20 protein-coding genes are annotated in these 22,248 nt (G+C 42.0%); 2 read left to right on the forward strand and 18 right to left on the reverse strand.

Annotated features, from left to right (window positions below):
- Positions 1 to 80 precede the first annotated feature (80 nt).
- From HT708_RS05825 to HT708_RS05865, 9 genes are all read right to left on the reverse strand, one after another.
- On the reverse strand, positions 81 to 419 hold the full coding sequence (locus HT708_RS05825; protein ID WP_000065969.1) for a YlbF/YmcA family competence regulator: 339 nt from the start codon (positions 417 to 419) through the stop codon (positions 81 to 83).
- Positions 420 to 472: 53 nt separating this feature from the next.
- The gene (locus HT708_RS05830) at positions 473 to 760 is read right to left on the reverse strand and encodes a hypothetical protein (RefSeq protein WP_000421417.1); all 288 of its coding nucleotides are present in this window, start codon (positions 758 to 760) and stop codon (positions 473 to 475) included.
- Between the two features lie 156 nt (positions 761 to 916).
- Complete coding sequence (locus HT708_RS05835) at positions 917 to 1,066, reverse strand: hypothetical protein (RefSeq protein WP_001124152.1); 150 nt, start codon at positions 1,064 to 1,066, stop codon at positions 917 to 919.
- A 10-nt stretch (positions 1,067 to 1,076) separates the two neighbouring features.
- Positions 1,077 to 2,180, reverse strand: coding sequence for a prephenate dehydrogenase (locus HT708_RS05840; protein ID WP_172926113.1), 1,104 nt, complete (start codon positions 2,178 to 2,180; stop codon positions 1,077 to 1,079).
- Positions 2,181 to 2,189: 9 nt separating this feature from the next.
- Positions 2,190 to 3,356: a chorismate synthase gene (aroC, locus tag HT708_RS05845; RefSeq protein WP_172926114.1), complete on the reverse strand. Its 1,167-nt coding sequence runs from the start codon at positions 3,354 to 3,356 to the stop codon at positions 2,190 to 2,192.
- A 9-nt stretch (positions 3,357 to 3,365) separates the two neighbouring features.
- Positions 3,366 to 4,433 carry a 3-dehydroquinate synthase gene (aroB, locus tag HT708_RS05850; RefSeq protein ID WP_172926115.1) on the reverse strand — a complete coding sequence of 356 codons (1,068 nt, stop codon included), beginning with the start codon at positions 4,431 to 4,433 and terminating at the stop codon, positions 3,366 to 3,368.
- 18 nt (positions 4,434 to 4,451) lie between these two features.
- Positions 4,452 to 5,306: a shikimate dehydrogenase gene (locus tag HT708_RS05855; protein WP_023932792.1), complete on the reverse strand. Its 855-nt coding sequence runs from the start codon at positions 5,304 to 5,306 to the stop codon at positions 4,452 to 4,454.
- Positions 5,296 to 5,973 (reverse strand): type I 3-dehydroquinate dehydratase, encoded by a 678-nt coding sequence (aroD, locus tag HT708_RS05860; protein WP_000767767.1) that lies wholly within the window; start codon positions 5,971 to 5,973, stop codon positions 5,296 to 5,298. The genes HT708_RS05855 and aroD overlap by 11 nt, the downstream gene beginning before the upstream one ends.
- A complete protein-coding gene (locus HT708_RS05865) occupies positions 5,970 to 7,133 on the reverse strand; it encodes a class I SAM-dependent rRNA methyltransferase (protein WP_172926116.1) in 1,164 nt (387 codons plus the stop codon). The genes aroD and HT708_RS05865 overlap by 4 nt, the downstream gene beginning before the upstream one ends.
- Positions 7,134 to 7,282: 149 nt before the next feature.
- On the opposite strand from HT708_RS05865, the gene HT708_RS05870 reads away from it, so the two are divergent.
- Positions 7,283 to 9,400, forward strand: coding sequence for an LTA synthase family protein (locus HT708_RS05870; RefSeq protein ID WP_172926129.1), 2,118 nt, complete (start codon positions 7,283 to 7,285; stop codon positions 9,398 to 9,400).
- Between the two features lie 624 nt (positions 9,401 to 10,024).
- Here HT708_RS05870 and HT708_RS05875 read toward each other — a convergent pair.
- Both HT708_RS05875 and HT708_RS05880 read right to left on the reverse strand, forming a co-directional pair.
- The gene (locus tag HT708_RS05875; protein ID WP_172926117.1) at positions 10,025 to 11,659 is read right to left on the reverse strand and encodes a hypothetical protein; all 1,635 of its coding nucleotides are present in this window, start codon (positions 11,657 to 11,659) and stop codon (positions 10,025 to 10,027) included.
- A complete protein-coding gene (locus tag HT708_RS05880) occupies positions 11,640 to 12,389 on the reverse strand; it encodes an ABC transporter ATP-binding protein (protein WP_172926118.1) in 750 nt (249 codons plus the stop codon). The genes HT708_RS05875 and HT708_RS05880 overlap by 20 nt, the downstream gene beginning before the upstream one ends.
- A 179-nt stretch (positions 12,390 to 12,568) precedes the next feature.
- On the opposite strand from HT708_RS05880, the gene HT708_RS05885 reads away from it, so the two are divergent.
- The gene (locus HT708_RS05885) at positions 12,569 to 14,023 is read left to right on the forward strand and encodes an alpha-amylase (RefSeq protein ID WP_172926119.1); all 1,455 of its coding nucleotides are present in this window, start codon (positions 12,569 to 12,571) and stop codon (positions 14,021 to 14,023) included.
- Between the two features lie 90 nt (positions 14,024 to 14,113).
- On the opposite strand, the gene alaS is transcribed toward HT708_RS05885, so the two are convergent.
- The 7 genes from alaS to HT708_RS05920 all read right to left on the reverse strand — a co-directional run bounded on the left by alaS (position 14,114) and on the right by HT708_RS05920 (position 22,224).
- Positions 14,114 to 16,732, reverse strand: coding sequence for an alanine--tRNA ligase (gene alaS, locus HT708_RS05890; RefSeq protein ID WP_172926120.1), 2,619 nt, complete (start codon positions 16,730 to 16,732; stop codon positions 14,114 to 14,116).
- A 21-nt stretch (positions 16,733 to 16,753) separates the two neighbouring features.
- Positions 16,754 to 17,239, reverse strand: coding sequence for an LURP-one-related/scramblase family protein (locus HT708_RS05895; RefSeq protein ID WP_000847054.1), 486 nt, complete (start codon positions 17,237 to 17,239; stop codon positions 16,754 to 16,756).
- A gap of 512 nt (positions 17,240 to 17,751) precedes the next feature.
- Positions 17,752 to 18,285, reverse strand: coding sequence for a DUF5626 family protein (locus HT708_RS05900; RefSeq protein WP_023939050.1), 534 nt, complete (start codon positions 18,283 to 18,285; stop codon positions 17,752 to 17,754).
- Between the two features lie 157 nt (positions 18,286 to 18,442).
- A complete protein-coding gene (locus HT708_RS05905; protein ID WP_172926121.1) occupies positions 18,443 to 19,513 on the reverse strand; it encodes an ABC transporter substrate-binding protein in 1,071 nt (356 codons plus the stop codon).
- Positions 19,510 to 20,283: an ABC transporter permease subunit gene (locus HT708_RS05910; RefSeq protein WP_000712740.1), complete on the reverse strand. Its 774-nt coding sequence runs from the start codon at positions 20,281 to 20,283 to the stop codon at positions 19,510 to 19,512. Before HT708_RS05910 ends, HT708_RS05905 begins: the two co-directional genes overlap by 4 nt.
- Complete coding sequence (locus HT708_RS05915) at positions 20,280 to 21,086, reverse strand: ABC transporter permease (RefSeq protein ID WP_000753801.1); 807 nt, start codon at positions 21,084 to 21,086, stop codon at positions 20,280 to 20,282. The genes HT708_RS05910 and HT708_RS05915 overlap by 4 nt, the downstream gene beginning before the upstream one ends.
- Complete coding sequence (locus HT708_RS05920; protein WP_023936083.1) at positions 21,067 to 22,224, reverse strand: ABC transporter ATP-binding protein; 1,158 nt, start codon at positions 22,222 to 22,224, stop codon at positions 21,067 to 21,069. The genes HT708_RS05915 and HT708_RS05920 overlap by 20 nt, the downstream gene beginning before the upstream one ends.
- Positions 22,225 to 22,248: the final 24 nt, after the last annotated feature.

A 22,248-nucleotide genomic window follows, 5' to 3' on the forward strand; every position in this document is an offset into this window, starting at 1 on the left:
ATACTTGCAATACTTTTACCTATTTTATCATAAAAAGCCAGAAATTCCTTAAAAATTCTGACTTTAGGATAGTTCTTTTCTTATTTTAGCAATTCTGAAACTGGTTCGAAAACAATTTTTTCAATGTCAGAAAGGTAAATGGCCAATTGTTGTTGCTTAGTAAAGAATTCTGACAAGAGGCTGTTCCCTTGAATCTGTTTACCAAAGCCTTCCATTTTCGCTTGGAAGGATGCGTCTGGCATTTGCCCTGTCTGGGCTAGTCTTTGAATTTCTTCTTGGAAGGCAACATATTCTGTAAAGATTTTACTTGCCTCAGCATCTGCTGCAATCGCATCTTTAGCTGCTTTAACAGCCTTGTATTCTGGTAATTCGCGTAAACCGCGACTGAGTTCGTTTGCACTATCGTAAATATTTGACATGATTTTCTCCTTATTCATTTCTTTTTAAATTACTAGTCACTCTGTGGTCTTTATTATTGTGCAATCACTTTTATATGACCTCTTGAATGTCCATTGCTTAATTCCTTATCTGGTATATACTCTATCTTCAAAGTTCCTAAATTAGAACCTGTTTTTATTTCATTTGACATAAGATTATCAAAATAGTTCTCTATCTCATCATCAGATAAGGATGATTCAATCGATTTAACAATATCATGAAATACTTCTTTCATTCCTGCAACACCAGATTCACTATTTTCATTTGTCTGATTTATTGTTACATTGATTTTATCAGTATCATTTGCATGTAAAAGCTCCAAGTAGTATCCGTAGCTTGATGCGAAATATTTACTTTTATATTTTATTTTTATATTTCCTTTTTTGATATTTTCTAATGGGCTATTAGAATTTTGATTATAGCTATTGATAAACTCATTAATAATTCTATCGTCTACATACTTTGAATTGGTTTTCTCTTAACTTATTTCCTTGTTGGATGGTTCATTTTTTGTCTCAACACTGGCTTCTGAAGTAGTTTTCACATCTTTTTTAACAGCGTAAGCTCTAAGTAAGATAAAAGAAATAAAGATAACACCAAATATGAATTTAAGCTCTATTTTAGGCATATTTTTCTCCTTATTTGATGACGACTGTGTGGTCGGTATTTTCTGTTATGAGATGCTCGGCTCTTTCCAAGTCTTGAGCATTTTTAAATGAAATTTGTAGGATTCCGTGAATATCTTCACGATTTTCCTCGTTGATGTGGATGTTAACCAAGGAAGTTCCACGTAGCAGTTCCAAAATCCGCAGGATGACATCTTCTTCATCAGGAACGTCAACATAGAGGTCGTAAGAGCTATCCACACCACCACGCTTATGGATTTCCATGGTCTGGCGTTGTTCACGCGCTTGGTTAAAAAAGTTCCAAATTTGCTCTTCATCCCCCTTACTAATGGCCTGACCAATCGCTTCCAAACGTTCCTTAAAATCCTCAATTCGGTCTAGAATAGTCTCACGATTGGACAAGAGAATAGAGGTCCACATACCCGGCTCGCTTTCCGCAATTCGGGTCATATCTCGAAAACCACCGGCCGCAAAGCGCCTTACCATCTCATGTTCTTGAGCATAGACCGCAGTCTGCTCCATGAGACTAGAAGCCAGAATATGAGGGAAATGGCTAATCTGAGAAGTCACACAATCATGCTCCTGGGCATCAATCTCGATAAAACGGGCATGAAGACCTGAAAGCAGATCCTTCATTTCCTCAAGCGTGTCCTGACTTGTCAGCCTCGAAGGTGTAAAGATATAATAGGCATTTTCAAAAAGATTGACATCCGCAGAAGCAGCCCCTGTCTTGTGACTACCAGCCATGGGATGAGCCCCGACAAAGCGAACAGGCTTGCCAGCCAAATAGTTCTCCGCTGCGTCTACAATAGCTGACTTGGTCGAACCAGCATCTGAAATAATGACCCCTTCTTTCAAGTTCAAACCTGCCAACTCCTGTATAAAAGCAATGGTTTGTTTGATTGGCAAGCTGAGGATAATGACATCTGCCAGAGGAGCAAAACTGGCAAAATCATCCGTTGCACGGTCAATCATGCCTTCTTTCAAGGCAATATCTCTCGAAGCTTGACTGCGATTATACCCTAAAATTTCATAATCTGGATGATTGCGTTTGATACCAAGCGCCATAGAGGCACCAATCAAACCAAGACCTGCGATATAGATTGTTTTTGCCATAGGAACTCCTTAATAGTTCTTTGTATAATCTCGGTGTTGGGCTACCGCTTCTTTTAATTCCTCTAGATTGTCTGATGAGAATTTTTCAAGGATTTCTTGTGCCAGAACCGTTGCCACAACGGCTTCCATAACCACTCCTGCTGCTGGAAGAGCGGTCGGATCACTTCTTTCGACTGTTGCCTTGTAGGGTTCATGGGTTTCGATATCCACACTCATAAGTGGTTTGTAGAGAGTAGGAATGGGCTTCATCACGCCGCGAACAACGATGGGTTGCCCATTAGTCATACCACCTTCAAAGCCACCTAGATTATTGGTACGGCGGGTATAACCGTCTTCTTTAGACCAGAGAATTTCATCCATGACTTGGCTGCCTTTACGATAACCAGATTCAAATCCAAGACCAAATTCCACCCCTTTAAAAGCATTGATAGAAACAATTGCTTGGGCCAATCTTGCATCCAATTTTCTGTCCCATTGGACATAGGAACCAAGACCAACTGGAACACCTCCAACGACTGTCTCCACAACCCCACCGATGGTATCACCGTCACGTTTGATTTGGTCAATATAATCCTTGATTTCCTGTTCCCGTTCTTGGTTGACAATAGATACTTCAGACTGGGCAGCTCTTTCCTTAATCTCAGCAACTGTGAGATTCTCAGGAACATCGATTTCCTTGCCACCAAAAACCACGACATGATTAGCAATCTCCATACCCAGCTCAGCCAAGAGGCGTTTGGCCACTGCCCCCACTGCTACCCGCATGGTGGTTTCACGAGCTGATGAACGCTCCAAAGAATTTCTTAAATCATCAAAACGGTACTTGATGCCCCCAACTAAATCGGCATGACCTGGACGAGGATGGGTGATTTTTCGTTTGCTTTTAAGGCGGTCTTCAATGTCCTCTGCAGACATGATGTCCAGCCATTTCTGGTGGTCCTTATTGACGACATCCATGGTAATAGGCGCCCCTGTCGTCTTCCCGTGGCGAACGCCCGAAGTAAAGATAACTTGGTCGCTCTCAATTTTCATACGACCACCGCGGCCGTAGCCACCCTGACGGCGTTTAAGGTCGCCATTGATATCCTCAGCTGTCAAAGGAAGCCCAGCTGGAATTCCCTCAATGATAGCTGTCAGACGGGGTCCGTGTGATTCTCCTGCAGTTAAATATCTCATACACTCTCCTTATTTTACCAAGTAGTCTTTCATCTCTTCCAGAGAAACTGGGTGAATGGTCGCTGAACCAAGCTCTGGCACCAAGACCAATTTCAAGATGTTGCCACGCGCTTTCTTGTCATGAGTCAAAGCCTGATAAAGCTTGTCAACATCCCAGTTTTCATAGTCAACAGGCAAGCCAAATTTCTGACACATAGCTGTAATGGACTGAGTTATTCCTTCTGGCATAAGGCCTTTTTCCTCAGCCACCTTGGAAATCTGCACCATTCCCATGGCAACAGCTTCACCATGCATGACTTTCCCATACCCAGCCGTTGCTTCAATGGCATGACCAATGGTGTGGCCAAAATTGAGGTAAAGGCGAACACCATTGTCCAACTCATCCTCAACTACCATCTTGCGCTTGACCTGACAAGAATGTTCAATCAAGGTCTCTGCATGTTCCAGAATGCTCTCAACAGAACCATCCAGCTCCGTCAAAAGAGCCCACAGTTCTGGATCCTCAATCAAGCCATACTTGATGACCTCCCCCATCCCTTCAATCAACTCTCTTTTTCCAAGCGTTTCAAGGACAAACGGGTCAATCAGAACCCCATCTGGTTGGGCAAAGGTACCCACCATATTCTTAGCAAATGGAGTGTTAACGCCTGTCTTTCCACCGATAGACGAATCCACCTGGGCAGTTAAACTGGTCGGAATCTGAACAAAGTGAATACCCCGCATATAGGTAGAGGCTACAAAACCAGCCATGTCCCCAACGACACCACCGCCGAGAGCCACGATTCCATCGCTACGAGTCAACCCCTGCTTAACTAGAAATTCATATACTTTCTGAACAGTAGTTAAATTCTTTCTTTCTTCCCCTTCTAAAAAGTCAAAAACAGCTACCTGAAAACCAGCATCTTCTAGGCTGAGTTTGACCTTCTCAGCATAAAGAGAAGCTACATGGTTGTCTGTTACGATGAGCACTTTTTGTGGTTGCCATAGTTCTCGCAACCATTGACCAGCCTGAGCCAGACAACCTTTTTCAATCTGAATATCATAAGGATGATGAGGAATATCGATTCTGATTTTCATAGGAGAGTCTCCCTTTCTTTATTGGTATTTTTCTGTTAAAGACTGCCAAATCTCTTCTGTCGGCATTTCCTTGCCTGTCCACAGTTGAAAAGCTTCTGCAGCTTGATAGAGCAACATTCCCAGACCATTGACTGCTGGATTGCCCTGACTTCTAGCCCATTTCAAAAATGGCGTTTCAAAGGGTTGGTAAATGATATCTGCGACCAAGAGAGTCTCTGTCAGATTGATGTTTTCTGGAACTGGGGATGATTGACCATCCATGCCCACACTAGTCGCATTGACCAGTAAGCCCGAATCGGCAATCCTTGCTTGCAGTTCCGAAACATCTTCTAAAGCATACAAGTCCACTTTAAAGCCTGTCTGCTCCTGTAACTTGTCTAGGTGAGGTCTTGTTTTTTCCATAGAAACGGAACGAACAAAGACCGAAATCTGACTGACACCATCCAAAATGGCTTGCGCTATAATGGACTTGGCCGCACCACCTGCACCCAGCAGGGTCATCTTCTTACCTGTAATTGTAAAAGAAGGCAAACTCTTAAAGAATCCCTTGCCATCTGTATTATATCCAATCAAATTCCCATTCTCATTGACAACCGTATTGACCGCACCAATCAAGCGCACCTCATCGCTCAGCCCGTCCAAATAAGGAATCACCTGCTCCTTATAGGGCATGGACAGATTGATGCCAAACATCTGGTAGCGACAAATATTGGCTACTGTTTCTGCCAAATCACCCGCTTCAATCTCCCAAGCAACATAAACACCATTGGTAGCTGTCGCCTCAAAGGCCCTATTGTGGATGAAGGGAGAAATAGAATGTTTAATAGGATTGGCAACAACTGCAGCTAAACGTGTATAGCCATCAAGCTTCATCCAAAATCTCCCTGATTTTTTTCATGCTAGCTAGAGAAATCTGACCAGGGGCACTAGCCTCATCCAGACTGGCAAAAGACCAACTCGAACCAGTCACATCCGCAGTGATACGAGAAACCTTGCCCACCTTACCCATAGAAATAGTTACATATTCCTGCTCAGGATTGAGAGTTTTAAAGCCCCGTGTATAGTTCATCAAGTCTAGCACATCCTGCTCCGTATGAGCCATCACCGCAACCTTGACAAGTTTTGGATTTAGGCTCGTCAACTCTGACAAGATTTCCATCATATTTTCAGGTGTTTCTTGGAAATTGTGGTAACTCAAAACGAGATTTGGGAAGTCCAGCATTTCCTCAAAAACATCCTTGTAGCTATAGTACTCAAAATCAATATAGTCTGGTTGATAGAGTTGCACCACTTCCTTGATTAAATGGATATATTCTTCTGAAGAAAGGTCAATTTCTCCCCCTTCAGAGCGAGTTCGTAGCGTGAAAACCAACTCACGACCTGCGAATTTTTCAAAAATAGCTGGAGCCACCTGCAAAATCGCTTCTTTAGGCAGATAGTCGGCACGCCATTCAATGATGTCGGCATCCAGGTACCTCGTGGCATCCAGAGCCTGGGCCTCCTCTAAACTTCTTGGCATTACTGAAACGATCAATTTCATTTACTAACCTTCATACTAATCACCTTGAGGTAATTACTACTTTCATCTTTTTTATTATAGGCGAAATCTGCTGGAAGACCGTATTTATTTAAAATCTGGTAACTTATTCCTGCAAAGCCTTTATCAATTTGTTCTGTAAATTTCTGACGGGAAACATTGGCAGCATTGGTACTGGCAATAATAATACCGCCCGGATTTAAAATCTCAAGACTCTGGGAAATCAACTTGTGATAATCCTTGGCCACAGAGAAGGTTTGTTTTTTGTTCCGAGCAAAGCTAGGCGGATCTAGGACAATCACATCGTAGGTCAAGCCTTTTCGTTTGGCATATTTGAAATATTCAAAGACATCCATGACTATAAAACGATGGTCGTCTGTGCTGATTCCATTTGCCTGAAAATGCGCTTGAGACAATTCTCGTGAACGTTTAGCTAGGTCAACCGAAGTTGTCTGGCTAGCTCCTCCCATGGCTGCAGCTACTGAAAAAGCTGCTGTATAAGAAAACATATTGAGCAAGGATTTACTCATAGCTAAGCCATCCACTAAACTACCGCGAACTTCATGCTGGTCTAGGAAAATCCCTGTCATCAAGCCATCATTCATAAAGACTTGATAGAGGGCACCATTTTCCAAAACAGTGAAAAATTCAGGTGCTTCTTGACCATAAACATGGGCAGATTCATAGTCCAAACCCTTAAAGCGGATCTTCTCATAGGTCCCTAAGACCTCAGGAAAAACCTGTCTAAAAGCTTCTGATATAACCTTGCGAATCTGATAAACATAAGAGTTATACCAAGAAAAGACAGCATAGTCGCCATAAAGGTCCACTGTCAGACCGCCAAAGCCATCTCCCTCTTGGTTGAAGAGACGAAAGGCAGTTGTCAATTCATCTTGATAGTAGGCACTTCTCTTTTCTTTGGCTTGTCTAAACAGCATTTCAAAGAAAGCTTGATTGAAGGTGATCTTGTCTTTACTGATAAACCAACCCAATCCCTTGTTTTGCTGAGAAAGGTAGGCAGTCCCAAGAAAGGTTCCTTCTTGACCCTGCACTTCTACTTCCTGATCCTTAAGATTGACATTCTCAAGATCACTGGCTTCTAGTAAAACTAGCCCCTTAGCAAGCTTCTTTTCAACCCTTTTGCTAACTCTTATTCTATTCATAACTACCATTATATCAAACTTTTAGACAATTCTCAAAAAAGAAACTACCCTTGCTTTTTTACTCTTCTTTTAAAAAATGGTATACTAATACTAATAAAAAATTAGGAAGTAAATGTGTGAAAAGCAATTTTAACAAAATCCAAAAAGCCATGGGTACCAGACTGGGTTTTGTCCTAACCCTTTTAATCCTCTATTGGCTCAAAACCTTATTAGCCTATGCCGTTGACTTTAATTTAGATATTCAAGTGGGCAAGTTGCAGGGAAATTACCTTGCCTTTATCGCCTTTTTCAATCCCCTTCCCTTGGGGCTACTCCTGCTGGCTCTAGCCCTCTATGCTCGGTCAACCAAAATCTTTTATGGTCTGAGTATAGCTATTTATAGCCTGTTGTTCATTTGGCTCTATTCTAATGTCTTTTACTATCGAGAATTTAGTGACTTTATCACGGCTAATACCATGAAGGTGGTCAGCAAGGTGTCTGTTGGTACTGCAGAATTAGAGTTACTGCGCTTTTGGGATTTCATCTATTTTATGGATTTCCCACTGCTGGCTTTCCTTTTCTATAAAAAATTCATCCAGCTGGATAGGAGACCTTTCAAATTCCGCTCCAGTGTTGCCATCACTGCTCTCTCGGCCCTGCTCTTTTCAGCTAACCTTTTCTTGGCTGAAATTGAGCGTCCCGATCTCCTATCGCGAGGATTTTCGAATTATTATGTTGTCCGCGCCCTTAGTTTGCCAGCCTTTTTAGGCTATAGTGCCAACCAATCCTATAGCGCCAACAAGGAACGAGCCAAGGCCTCTGAGACAGATCTGCAACCTATTACAGATTATATTCAAGAGCATTCGGCTAAGCCCAATCCAGACTATTTTGGCTTGGCCAAAGGAAAAAATGTGATTTATCTCCACTTGGAGAGCTTCCAGCAGTTCCTGCTTGACTATAAACTCAACCTAGATGGAACTGAGCATGAAGTCACTCCCTTCCTTAATTCCCTCTACCATTCGCAAGCAACCCTATCCTTTTCGAATATCTTTAACCAAGTCAAGGCTGGTAAAACCTCAGATGCGGAAACCATGCTAGAGACTGGTTTGTTTGGACTTGACCAAGGTTCCTTTATGGTCAACTATGGAAGTACCAATACCCAGCAGGCAGCGCCTTTTATCCTAACAAAAAATGGCTATCAATCAAGTGCTGTCTTTCACGGTAATATTGGGACCTTCTGGAACCGAAATACGACCTACAAACAATGGGGCTATCAATACTTCTTTGATGCATCCTACTTCACCAAGCAAGACAGTAACAATTCTTTCCAATATGGTTTAAATGATAAAATCATGATGAAAGATTCTATCCAATATCTGGAGCACTTGCAGCAGCCTTTTTATGCCAAGTATATCACGGTGTCCAATCACTATCCCTATGCTAGCAATCTGACAGGCGATGAGCTTGGTTTCCCACTGGCTAAAACCAAAGATGAAACAATCAACGGCTACTTCCAAACAGCTAACTATCTGGATAGTGCCATCAAGGCCTTCTTTGACTATCTCAAAGAAAGTGGCCTCTATGAAAAATCCATCATCGTCATTTACGGAGACCATTATGGTATTTCCAACTCCCGCAATCCTGAGCTGGCACCCTTGATTGGAAAGACTTCTGATAACTGGTCGAATTACGACAATGCCATGTTGCAACGGGTGCCTTTTATGGTGGTCATGCCTGGCTATGAAAAAGGACAAATCATCAATACCTACGGTGGACAAATCGATATCTTACCGACTCTCGAACACCTCCTTGGTATTGAGTCCAATTCCTTCCTTCAAGTCGGCCAAGACCTTCTGTCTCCAGATCATCAAGAAATCGTTGCCTTTCGAACTGCCAATTCCTTCGTCACACCAAAATACACCAGCTACGACGGACGAACCTACTATACTGAGAGCGGTCTCGAAATCAGTAATCTTGATGAACAAGCTCAAACTGAACTAGAAAGCGTTCGGCAGACAGCCAGCCAACAGCTAAAAATCAGCGACCAGATTCAAACTGGTGATTTGATACGTTTCTACCAAGCAGATCATCTTGGAAAAGTTGATACTGAAAGTATTTCTTACCTCAATTCCTTGCCAATTCTGCAAAAGATTGAACAGGAAAAAGGTAGTCAGTCAACCAGCCTCTTTAGCCAACGACAAGGCAAAACTAGTACTGACCTTTTCAAGGCACCAAGTTACCAAGAACTCCATCCCGAGTCTGCAGAAACTGAATCAAAATCACAATAAAAATGCTCTTCCATCGTGGAGGAGCATTTCTTTTTATCAACAAAAATCAAAGAGCAAACTAGGAAGCGATCTGCAGGCTGCTCAAAGCANNGTCAGTAACCATATCTACGGCAAGGCAAATCTGACGTGGTTTGAAGAGATTTTCGAAGAGTATTAACTTTGAGATTGTAGCTGGAGAGGCTGTACCTGCAATATATGTCTGTCAAGTTTAGTGACAAAGGTAGAAGAAAGATGAAGAAATAAATCAGCTTCAGCAGGTATCTGGAAAATTTGATTCTATAGAGAAGCCTTTTGTTACAAACTCAATATACTATCAATAAATAATATCATAGAAGCAACAATAATTATAATTTCACCTATCTGCATCATTCTATTTCGAACTTTAAATATATGTTCTATCAAAAATACTTGAATCACACACATTATAGGAATGAATGTTTTTGAAATTGAAAAATATCCCAATAAATAAACTATAAACAACAATAATAGAACTATATTATATTTCTTATTCAAAACATTCCTCCCTATATTTTTGATTACCAATCTTAATCATTTACAACTACATTCTAACAAACTATAAAAGCATTTGTCGAATTGAATTTATCAAGCAATCGACCAACTAGCTCATCTTTTTTCTATTTCTGCCAATATGCGTGACAGGTAGTAATGATAGCCAAAAATAGCAAGAGCAAGCAAGAGGATAAGAACTCCTACTCCCAAGCTGATGGCAAGGACAGGGGCGAGAGACCGAACCAAGAACAAACTTGCTATGACTAAAATCATTAAGATAACACTATAAATTAAGAGTAAAACTATTGCTACTATACGATTTGAACGGTTCACCAAGTCCGTAATGCTACTCCAATTGGTTGACAGATTTTTCACGTCCTTAAGGTAATGGTGGCAAGAAAGGATGACACTGGCAAGGATCCATGCCACAAGAAGGTAAATCATCGAAAGGATGGGCAAGCCTAGATATAGAGAAAGGCCAAGTAAAGTCAGAACTGGTAAAAAGGACTGGACAGCAAATATAATCCAAAATTTCACTTTCACATAACGAGCAAAGTCAAAGGGTAAACTCTTAAGAAAATCAACATTTTCTCTCTCCAAGGACAAGGCAATTGAATGCAGGCTGGTGATATTGTTATTGACAACTGCTATAAACACTCCTACAAAAAACAAGGGTAACCAGTATGGAGGATGAATGTCTGGAACTATCTGAGAATCTCGGATTTTGGAAATCAGACCGATCATCATGAGATAAGGAAGGAAAGCACTTGTAAAAAGCACTGTAATCACGCCAGTCCCCTGTCCCAAGAGGGTGAGGTGGTAGCGTAAAACCATACGGAAAAATCCCTTTTTAGTAGTTGAAATTCTCTCCTTACTGCGACGTTCTTTCTTGACCTTCTCCTCACTGTTAAGCAGAATCACGTCATAAAAACGAGGAAAAACCTTCTTTTTGCTCAAGTAAAGCAAGAAGAGAGTTAGTCCTATCCAAGCGAGCAGACCCAGGATGGCTTCTGTCGAAAAAGGCTCCACTGCTATTTTGTAAAAGAGATGAATAGGATAAAGGAGAAATGGAATGTCTCTAACTTTGTCAACAATACGTCCAGAAGTCGACTGTAGAAAGAAGACATATATTAAAGGTATGAGAACTCCTATCCCAATCATCACATTCGAAAAAATAGACTGATACTTTCTGAAGACCCTAGTCTGAGCCAAGAAATGTACTGCCACTACCATCACTAAAGTAACAGAGACAAATAATAAGGCCAAGGACAGTAGCATCAAAGGCAAGCCCAGCCAAAGAGAAGGTGCTAGCCTAATATAGAGGACTAGAAAATAAGCTAGGATTGGTACAATTCCAGGCAGAGCTGGCAAGAGGACAGACAGTCCTTTAGCGATTATAATCTCTGATTCTTTAAAGGCATAGGGCCTATAGGAGACCAGGTCCTTACTCTCATAAAAGACATTGTAAAAAGCTGTTAAAGAAGTTGAAAAGGCAATCACTAGTAAAATAGCAACCATGAAGCTAAAATAAACAGGCCTTTCCTCAAAAGGAAAATGAATGGCTATATTTATAAACATTAATAGCATCAAGAGACTAGAAAAAATGTAAGAACTTAGGACTCTAGCGGAAACATTTACTTTTTTCCCAGGATTCTTAGCCTGCTTCTTTCGTAGATTAGCCAGATTAGCTTCTTGAGATGAATAGAGGATATTGATATCCACTAATTTTTTAATGACCTTGAGACGCATCCGCAACCTCCTCTTTTCTACCAGCAAGACTAAGGTAGATACTTTCCAAAGACTGGTCTGGGTAATCTTTTCTCAAGTCCTCTACACTACCACAATAAATCAAATGCCCCTTTTTTAAAATGGCAATCCGATCACAGACTTGCTCAGCTACCTCTAGGACATGGGTTGAAAACAAGACCGTCTTCCCTTTTTGTGCATGTTCCTTCATCATTTGCTTCAAATCAAAGGCAGCCTGGGGATCCAAACCTGTCAAGGGTTCGTCCAAGACCCAAATATCGGGATCGGACAAGAGTGCTCCGATGACAAAGACTTTCTGACGCATTCCGTGAGAAAGTGTTTCAATAACCTGATAGCGGTTTTCAGCAAAATCAAAAACGTTCAATAGCCTAGCTAGACTAGCCTCCAAGTCAGAACTAGTCAGATCATAGGATGAAGCAATCAATTCCCAAAATTCATTGGCCGTTAAACGCAAAAATAAGTCAGGCGAGTCTGCTACGTAGCCAATCTTTCGTTTAATAGCCAAGCGATTTTCCGATAACTCCTGACCGTCTACCAAAATACGACCACTGCTGGGTGAAATGATACTGACTAGGGATTTTATAGTGGTCGATTTTCCAGCCCCATTATGGCCAATCAAGCCCATAATCTCCCCATTTTCAATCTGCAAATTGAGATTGCTCAAAGCCTCTTTATCACCATACAACTTACTAACATTTTGAAATTCAATCATGGGATGACTCCTATCTTTATCTATATCACATACTATTATACTAGCACTTTGATACAAAAAAATCAACACTTTATTTTAAGTAGATACAATAGTTTCCTTCTATTCTTACGCAAACGTTTGCGCCAAGAGATACTTTATGATAGAATAAAGAACAAGATTGACAAGTAAGAGGAAACATCATGCAAAATCAAACACTCATGCAATACTTTGAATGGTATCTGCCCCACGACGGTCAGCACTGGACACGTCTGGCTGAAGATGCTCCACACCTAGCTGATCTCGGTATCAGCCATGTCTGGATGCCACCAGCTTTCAAGGCTACCAATGAAAAAGATGTCGGCTATGGGGTCTATGACTTATTCGACTTAGGAGAGTTTAACCAAAAAGGAACTGTCCGCACCAAGTATGGTTTTAAAGAAGACTATCTTCAAGCTATTCAAGCTCTAAAAGCACAGGGAATTCAACCTATGGCTGATGTAGTTCTCAACCACAAGGCTGCTGCCGATCACAGGGAAGCCTTTCAGGTTATTGAGGTGGATCCTGTTGACCGTACAGTCGAACTCGGAGAACCCTTCATCATCAACGGCTGGACTAGCTTTACCTTCGATGGTCGCCAAGATACCTATAATGACTTCCACTGGCACTGGTACCACTTCACCGGTACAGACTATGATGCCAAACGCCGAAAGTCTGGGATTTATCTGATTCAAGGGGATAACAAGGGCTGGGCTAACGAGGAATTGGTCGATAACGAAAACGGTAACTACGACTACCTCATGTATGCTGATCTAGACTTTAAACATCCTGAAGTCATCCAAAATATCTATGACTGGGCTGACTGGTTCATGGAGACGACTGGTGTAGCTGGTTTCCGCTTGGATGCCGTTAAGCACATTGATTCTTTCTTTATGCGCAATTTTATCCGTGATATAAAGGAAAAATACGGTGACGATTTCTACGTTTTTGGTGAATTTTGGAATCCCGATAAGGAAGCCAATCTGGACTATCTTGAAAAAACGGAAGAACGCTTTGACCTTGTCGATGTTCGTCTCCACCAGAATCTCTTTGATGCTAGCCGAGCAGGTTCCAACTATGACCTTCGTGGCATTTTTACAGATAGCTTGGTTGAACTCAAGCCCGACAAGGCTGTGACTTTTGTCGACAACCACGATACCCAACGAGGTCAGGCTCTTGAGTCTACTGTTGAAGAATGGTTCAAACCAGCAGCCTATGCCCTCATTTTGTTACGCCAAGACGGCCTTCCATGTGTCTTTTACGGAGACTACTATGGGATTTCAGGGCAGTATGCTCAAGAAAATTTCAAAGAAGTCCTTGACCGCCTCCTAACCATCCGAAAAGATTTGGCCTATGGAGAGCAAACAGACTACTTTGATGATGCTAACTGTATCGGTTGGGTACGTTCAGGTGCTGAAAATCAATCCCCAATCGCAGTCCTTATCTCAAATGACCAAGAAAACAGCAAGTCAATGTTTATCGGCCAAGAATGGGCTAACCAAACCTTTGTAGATTTACTTGAAAACCACCAAGGTCAAATTACAATTGATGAGGAAGGTTATGGACAATTCCCAGTCTCAGCTGCTTCGGTAAGTGTCTGGGCAGCCAATACAATCTAATTGTCAATGATTATTAAGCCAGATCCAATCGGATTTGGCTTTTTTCTATTCACAAAAAAGACCTACCCAAATGGATAGATCTTTACTTGATTACAATTTACCTGCTACTGCATCAAACAATTCTTGGATTTTAGCTTGGTTGCTTCCTCCTGCCATGGCCATGTCTGGTTTACCACCACCACGTCCATCGACGATTGGTGCCAATTCTTTGACAAGGTTCCCTGCATGAAGGTCTTTTGTCTTGCTTGCCACAAGGACATTGACTTTGTCTCCGATAGCAGCAACTAGGACAAGCAAGTCAGAGTAGTCTTTTTGTTTCCAGTTGTCCGCAAAGGTACGAAGGGCACCGGCATCTGATACAGACACTTGACTAGCAATGTAACGGTGACCGTTGACTTCCTTCACATCCTTGAAGATGTCGCCTGCAGCTGCAGCTGCGGCTTTTTCTTTCAACTCAGCATTTTCTTTTTGAAGTTGACGAAGTTGTTCTTGAATTCCTTCCACCTTGTGAGGGACTTCTTTAAGTTGAGGTGCTTTCAAGGTTGCTGCGACAGCTTTAAGAGCGTCTTCTTGTTCGCGGTAGGCTTCAAAGGCTTCCTTACCAGTCACTGCCAAGATACGGCGAGTTCCTGATCCGATTCCTTCTTCTTTGACAATCTTGAAGAGACCAATCTCAGAAGTATTGCCAACGTGGGTACCACCACAAAGCTCGATAGAGTAGTCACCGATAGTAACAACACGAACTTCCTTGCCATATTTCTCACCAAAGAGGGCCATAGCACCCATTTCCTTAGCAGTGTCAATATCTGTTTCAACTGTCTTCACTTCAAGTGCTTCCCAGATTTTCTCGTTGACTTGCTGCTCAATCGCACGCAATTCTTCAGCAGTCACAGCTTGGAAATGGGTAAAATCAAAGCGAAGGAATTCAACTTCGTTAAGAGATCCTGCTTGTGTTGCGTGGTTTCCAAGGATATTGTGAAGAGCAGCGTGAAGCAAGTGAGTCGCAGTGTGGTTTTTCATAACACGGTGACGACGATTGGTATCAATTGCCAAGGTATATTCTTGGTTCAAAGCAAGTGGTGCAAGGACTTCAACTGTATGAAGGGCTTGACCATTTGGTGCTTTCTGAACATTGGTCACAGTAGCCACAACCTTACCTGACGCATCCAAGATTTGTCCATGGTCAGCAACCTGTCCACCCATTTCAGCGTAGAATGGCGTTTCCGCAAAGATAAGTGAGGCAGTTCCTTCTGACACAGCTTCTACTTCTGCATTGTCAGCCACGATAGCCACCAATTTAGAAGACAATTGGCTAGCATTGTAGTTGAAGACACTTTCTACAGTGATGTTTTGAAGGGTTTCATTTTGCATACCCATTGAGCCACCCTTGACAGCTGACGCACGCGCGCGTTCTTGCTGTTCTTTCATGGCTGCTTCAAAACCTTCACGGTCTACAGTCATACCAGCTTCTTCAGCGATTTCCTCAGTCAATTCAACTGGGAACCCATAAGTATCATAGAGTTTGAAGACATCTGAACCAGCGATAACAGTTTGACCTTTTTCTTTCAAGTCTGCTACAATGCCTTGGGCAAAGTGTTGACCTGAGTGAAGGGTACGGGCAAATGATTCTTCTTCGCTCTTAACGATTTTCTCAATAAAGTCACGTTTCTCAAGCACTTCTGGGTAGTAGCTTTCCATGATTTTTCCAACAGTTGGAACGAGTTTGTAAAGGAAAGGCTCGTTGATACCCAATTTTTGACCATGCATAGAAGCACGACGAAGAAGACGACGAAGGACATAACCACGACCTTCATTTCCTGGAAGGGCACCATCACCGATGGCAAATGAAAGTGAACGGATGTGGTCAGCGATGACTTTAAAGCTCATGTTGTCACCATCTGGATCATAGACCTTACCAGATAATTTCTCCACTTCACGAATGATCGGCATGAAGAGGTCCGTTTCAAAGTTTGTCTTAGCCCCTTGGATAACCGCCACCAAACGCTCCAAACCAGCGCCCGTATCAATGTTCTTGTGTGGCAATTCCTTGTACTCACTACGAGGAACAGCAGGGTCTGCGTTAAATTGTGACAATACGATGTTCCAGATTTCGATATAACGGTCGTTTTCGATATCTTCTGCAAGGAGACGAATACCGATATTTTCTGGGTCAAAGGCTTCCCCACGGTCAAAGAAGATTTCTGTATCTGGTCCAGAAGGTCCCGCACCGATTTCCCAGAAGTTGTCCTCAATTGGAATCAAGTGACTTGGATCCACTCCCACTTCAATCCAGCGGTTGTAAGAATCTTTATCGTCTGGATAGTAGGTCATGTAAAGTTTTTCAGCAGGGAAATCAAACCATTCAGGGCTTGTCAAAAGCTCATAAGCCCAAGTGATAGCTTCGTCACGGAAGTAATCCCCGATAGAGAAGTTCCCCAACATTTCAAACATGGTATGGTGACGCGCAGTCTTCCCTACGTTTTCGATGTCGTTGGTACGGATAGCCTTTTGGGCATTGGTAATACGTGGATTTTCAGGGATAATGGTCCCGTCAAAGTATTTCTTAAGGGTTGCTACCCCAGAGTTGATCCACAAAAGAGTTGGGTCATTTACAGGAACCAAACTTACTGATGGTTCTACTGAGTGACCTTTGGTCGCCCAGAAATCAAGCCACATTTGGCGTACTTGTGCACTAGATAGTTGTTTCATATTGTCTCCTTATTCACTTGTTTAATGTGATTGGCTTTCCAGCATTTCCACATAGTCAATCGCGACACAGAGGGAAATGACTAGGTCTGCATAAGCGTCTTCAAGAACCGTTACGGTATAGGTAGAGGTCAGATGGAAGAGTTCCTTCTTAATTTCCGCAATCAACTGATCGCGATCATCCAGCAATTTGAAATTCAAATCCCAGATATTGCCCTCGATACGAAGACCTAGATTATCAAACTCATACTTATCTCGCCAGAAGGTCAACTTCTTACGAATGACAAAACTCGAGCCATCCCGAAGCTGAATCTCAAAACGAGGAAGCAAGGTCAAGATTTCTTTACTAATCTCACTGACTTGTTCACCAGCCGCATCATAGATGGTAAAGGTTTTAGGAATCTTAAAAAATGATCCCTCCACCTGATAGGCAATTTCTCCCCTGTCATCCTTGATAGCGAAGCGTTCGCCTCCAAGACGAAACTTTTGTTTGACAAGAAATGTTTTCATCAACACCTCCAAAAATCAAAAGACAAGCTCATATCACGAAGGGCGAAAAACCGCGGTACCACCTTCATTCAATGAACTTGTCATTCTCTTGTTCTTATGCAATTGTATGATTGAGTAGCATGACTTCCTAGCTTAGATGGCTCGCAGCACCGCCATTTCTCTGGACTAAGACAAGTGAAAATCAATTCTCAACTTTCTTATTATAACGTTTTTTTAAGTCTACGTCAACTGGAAATCATTCCCATTTAAGAAACCCCATTCCCTACATCTTCGATTACTTTTTCAGAATATATTTTTTCTTACTGCTATCACTCTTTTTATCCCAACTTTTATTCCAAGTTTTCGAATGTTTCATAATAAAAGACACCAAATTATTTAGTTTTGGTGTCTTTTATCTGCTCTCTAAATATTTTAAAGTTATTTATTTCTTAATATTTTTTACTATTAAAAAAATGATGATTAGAAAGAGAGTTATAGTAAGAGCGACTGTCATCAAACCAAACATTCCCATTTTACTTCACCAGTGTAACTAGATAGTCTGCGTCGAGCTCTGCTCGAAGAGCTCCGTCCCAACTTGGGCCGTTAATCCAAGGAACACTGAGTTGAAATGTGAAATATGCTGTTGCTCTCCTATTACTTTCATGCACTAAATTTGCGGAGTTTGTGCCTACTAGATGGAAATACCATAAATCATATGCGCTGGTAATGTTACGAGTATCTATTGTGATATAGAAGCCACAGTTAAATATCCCGCGTCTGTAACTTATATGATAAGTTCCGTTACTAGCTTTTTCACTACCAACTTGTGCCCATCTAAAACTGGTTCGAGGTCTGTCAGCAACCTTTGTAACGGTAATTACATTTTCTTCCCCAGAATTATCTGTAAATACTTGTGTAGCAGAATCCCCGACTTTCATTACTAAAGATGTTCTTGTTTCATAACTACCGTTATTGTCAATATTTTCATCTGCCTTTGTAGTTGAAAATGTTGTTAAAAACAATAAACTAGCAACTGCTGTTAAGAAAATCATAAAATTCTTTTTCATGATTTACTCCTCCTATCTTTTTAAAAGCATAGAATATTTAGAGAGTTTCTTGCGTTTGTGTTTACGCTTACATTATACCATAAAATATTGTTATTGCAAAGAAAAAGAGTTAAAAAAACGAACCAGCTTGACTGATTCGTTTCGTGACTGCTAACTCCTACTTCCGATACATTTTAAACTGTAGGAAGATGTCGCTATATTTACCTGTCCATTTATGGTCAAATTTCTCATAAACTTCTAGGTGTTTCATGGTTTCAGCATCTGGATAGAAAGCTTTATCTTCTTTTTTCTCCTCTGGGAGCAATTCCTTAGCTGGTAGGTTTGGTGTTGAATAGCCAACATACTCTGCATTTTTGAGAGCATTTTCAGGTTTCAACATAAAGTTGATAAAGGCATAGGCTGCATCTTGATTTTTGACTGTTTTGGGAATGACCATATTGTCAAACCAAAGGTTGCTGGCCTCAGTCGGTACTACATAACGTAGATTTTCATTTTTTTCTAGCATTTGGCTGGCTTCACCAGAGAAGGTCACACCGATTGCAGCGTTGTTCTGAATCATGTAGCCCTTCATCTCATCCGCCACAATAGCCTTGATATTTGGAGTCAACTTGTAGAGCTTATCCACTGTCTCTTCCAACTGCTGCGGATCCTTGGAATTGAGGCTGTAACCAAGCGAGTTAAGCCCGAGTCCCAACACCTCACGCGCCCCATCAAAGAGCATGATAGAGTTCTTATACTCTGGCTTCCAGAGGTCGTCCCAATGCTCAGGTGCTTGATCGACCATGGTTTCATTGTAGACAATTCCTAAGGTTCCCCAGAAGTAAGGGATGGAGAATTTATTGCCTGGGTCAAAGGACTGGTTGAGGAACTCCGGTCCGATATTTTCAAGACCTTCAAGTTTTGAATAGTCAAGCGGAACCAAGAGATCTTCATCCTTCATCTTGTTAATCATGTATTCACTAGGAATGGCAATATCGTAGGTCGTTCCACCCTGCTTGATTTTGGTATACATGGCTTCGTTGGAGTCAAAGGTCTCGTACTGGACTTGGATTCCTGTTTCTTCAGTGAAATGCTCCAAGAGTTCTGGATCGATATAGTCTCCCCAGTTGTAGATAACCAATTTTTGACTATCTCGGCTATTGATTTTACTGTCTAGATGCGTCGCAATTCCCCACAAGACCAGGATAATGGCTACAATTCCTGCTAAAAATGAATAGAGTTTTTTCATGCTTGCTCCTCCTTCTCACGTGAGATAAAGTAATATCCAACCACCAGGATAATACTAAAAAGAAAGACAAGGGCAGACAGGGCATTGATCTCTAGCGAAATCCCCTTGCGAGCACGAGAGTAAATCTCGACTGAGAGGGTTGAAAAGCCATTTCCCGTCACAAAGAAGGTCACGGCAAAGTCATCTAGCGAATAGGTGAAGGCCATGAAATAACCAGCAATGATAGACGGAGTCAGGTAAGGAAGCATGATTTCCTTAAACATCTGAAATTGACTAGCTCCCAAGTCATAGGCCGCATGAATCATGTCGCCATTCATTTCCTTGAGTCGAGGCAAGACCATCAAGACCACGATAGGAATGGAGAAGGCCACGTGACTAGATAGAACGGTCAAAAAGCCAAGTGAAAACTTGAGTTGGGTAAAGAGAATCAAGAAGCTAGCACCAATCATAACGTCAGGCGCAACCATGAGGATATTATTGAGTGATAGAAAGGCTTCTTGGTATTTCTTACGAGACTGGTAGATGTAAATGGCACCAAAAGTCCCGATAATGGTCGCTATCAAGGCTGATAGGAAGGCCAAGAAAAAGGTCTGAGTCACAATCAACATGAGACGACCATCGCCAAACATGGTTTTAAAATGGCTCAAGCTAAAGCCTGTAAAGCTATTCATGTCGTTACCTGCATTAAAGGCATAACCAATCAGGTAAAAGATAGGCAGGTAGAGGACAAGAAAGACCAGTCCTAGATAAAGGTTGGCAAATTTTTTCATCGTTCTCTCCTTTCCTTAGTCACCCACATGGTGATGAACATAGTCAGGATGAGAATCACACCGATGGTTGAACCCATACCGTAGTTGTCATTGGTCAGGAAGTTCTGCTCAATGGCTGTCCCCAAGGTGATAACACGGTTCCCACCAATCAAACGGGTCAGCATGAAGAGACTCAAGCTGGGAATAAAGACAGATTGGACCCCACTTCTCACTCCATTCATCGATAGAGGGAAGATGACATGACGGAAGGTCTCCCACTTGGTCGCACCTAGGTCATAGCTGGCATTGATAAGATTGTTATCCATATCGTCCAAGACATTGAAAATCGGCAAAATCATAAAAGGAAGCTCGATGTAGCTTGCGACAAAGATAAAGGAGAAATCGGTAAAGAGCAACTGCTGTGAACCGATTCCGATAAATTCCAAAAATTGGTTAATAGAGCCATTTTGACCAAAAATTCCGATAAAGGCATAGGCTTTAAGGAGCAAATTGATCCAGGTAGGCAGGATAATCAGCATAAGCCAGAGTTGACGGTGCTTGAGACGGGTCAAAAAGAGGGCTGTCGGATAGCTGATAAGCAAGGTCACAAAGGTCACAATTCCTGCATAAAGCACTGAGTTGAAACTCATTTTGAGGTAGGTCAAGTTTTGTGACGCAAAGTAAGATTTGTAATTTTCTAAACTGAACTGGCCTTCAATGTTGAAAAAGGATTGTCCGAAAATCAAGACCAAGGGTGCGAGTACAAAGAGAGCAATCCAGAGCATGTAGGGCACTACAAAGAGTTTAGAGCTTGTTTTCTTCATCTCTTTCCTCCTCGATTGCATTGATCAAACCTGCTTCTTGCTCTTCGATTTCCACGTATTCTTCGATACGGGCATCGAACTCTTCTTCTGTTTCATTGAGACGCATGATGTGGATATCTTCTGGTTCAAAGTCCAGACCGATTTCCTCACCAACAATAGCCTTACGGGTTGAGTGGATCATCCATTCATTCCCAAGTTCGTCATAGGCGATAATTTCATAGTGCACCCCACGGAAGAGCTGGGTATCGACCTTAACTTGGAGCTTGCCTTCTTCAGGAAGGGTAATCCGCAAGTCCTCTGGACGAATAACAACCTCAACAGGCTCATTTGGTTTCATCCCACCATCGACCGCTTCGAAGCGTTTGCCGTTAAACTCAACCAAGTAGTCCTCAATCATGGTTCCTGGCAAGATATTTGACTCACCGATAAAGGTAGCAACAAAGTGGTTGATCGGCTCATCGTAGATGTCCACAGGTGTTCCAGACTGGACAATCTCGCCATCATTCATAACAAAAATCCAGTCACTCATGGCCAGGGCTTCTTCCTGATCGTGAGTGACAAAGACAAAGGTAATGCCCAATCGTTGTTGCAATTCACGGAGCTCGTACTGCATGTCTGTCCGCAATTTCAAGTCCAGAGCTGACAGAGGCTCGTCCAACAAAACCACACGGGGTTGGTTGATGATAGCACGGGCAATGGCTACACGCTGACGTTGTCCTCCAGAGAGTTTACGGATGGAACGTTTTTCATAACCTTCCAACTGAACCATCTTGAGAACTTCCGCTACGCGTTTCTCGATTTCTTTCTTGTCAATCTTGCGCAAGCGGAGCGGAAAGGCAACATTTTCAAACACATTCATATGTGGAAACAAGGCATAGGATTGGAAGACCGTATGGACGTCTCGCTTGTTGATTGGGATGTCATTGATGCGGACACCGTCCAGTAAAATATCTCCTGTCGTCGCATCCAGTAAACCTGCAATGATGTTTAGGATAGTTGATTTCCCTGAACCAGATGCGCCTAGAAGGGTATAGAATTTCCCTTCTTCCAACTCAAAGTTGATGTCTTTGAGAACCTTGGTGTTGCTGTCTTCAAAAACTTTAGAGACGTTTTTGAATTCAATAATTGGTTTTTTCAATTGTCATTTATTCCTTCTTTTTCA

The sequence above is a fragment of the Streptococcus sp. 3613 genome (assembly GCF_013277375.1).
Lineage (GTDB): Bacteria > Bacillota > Bacilli > Lactobacillales > Streptococcaceae > Streptococcus > Streptococcus pseudopneumoniae.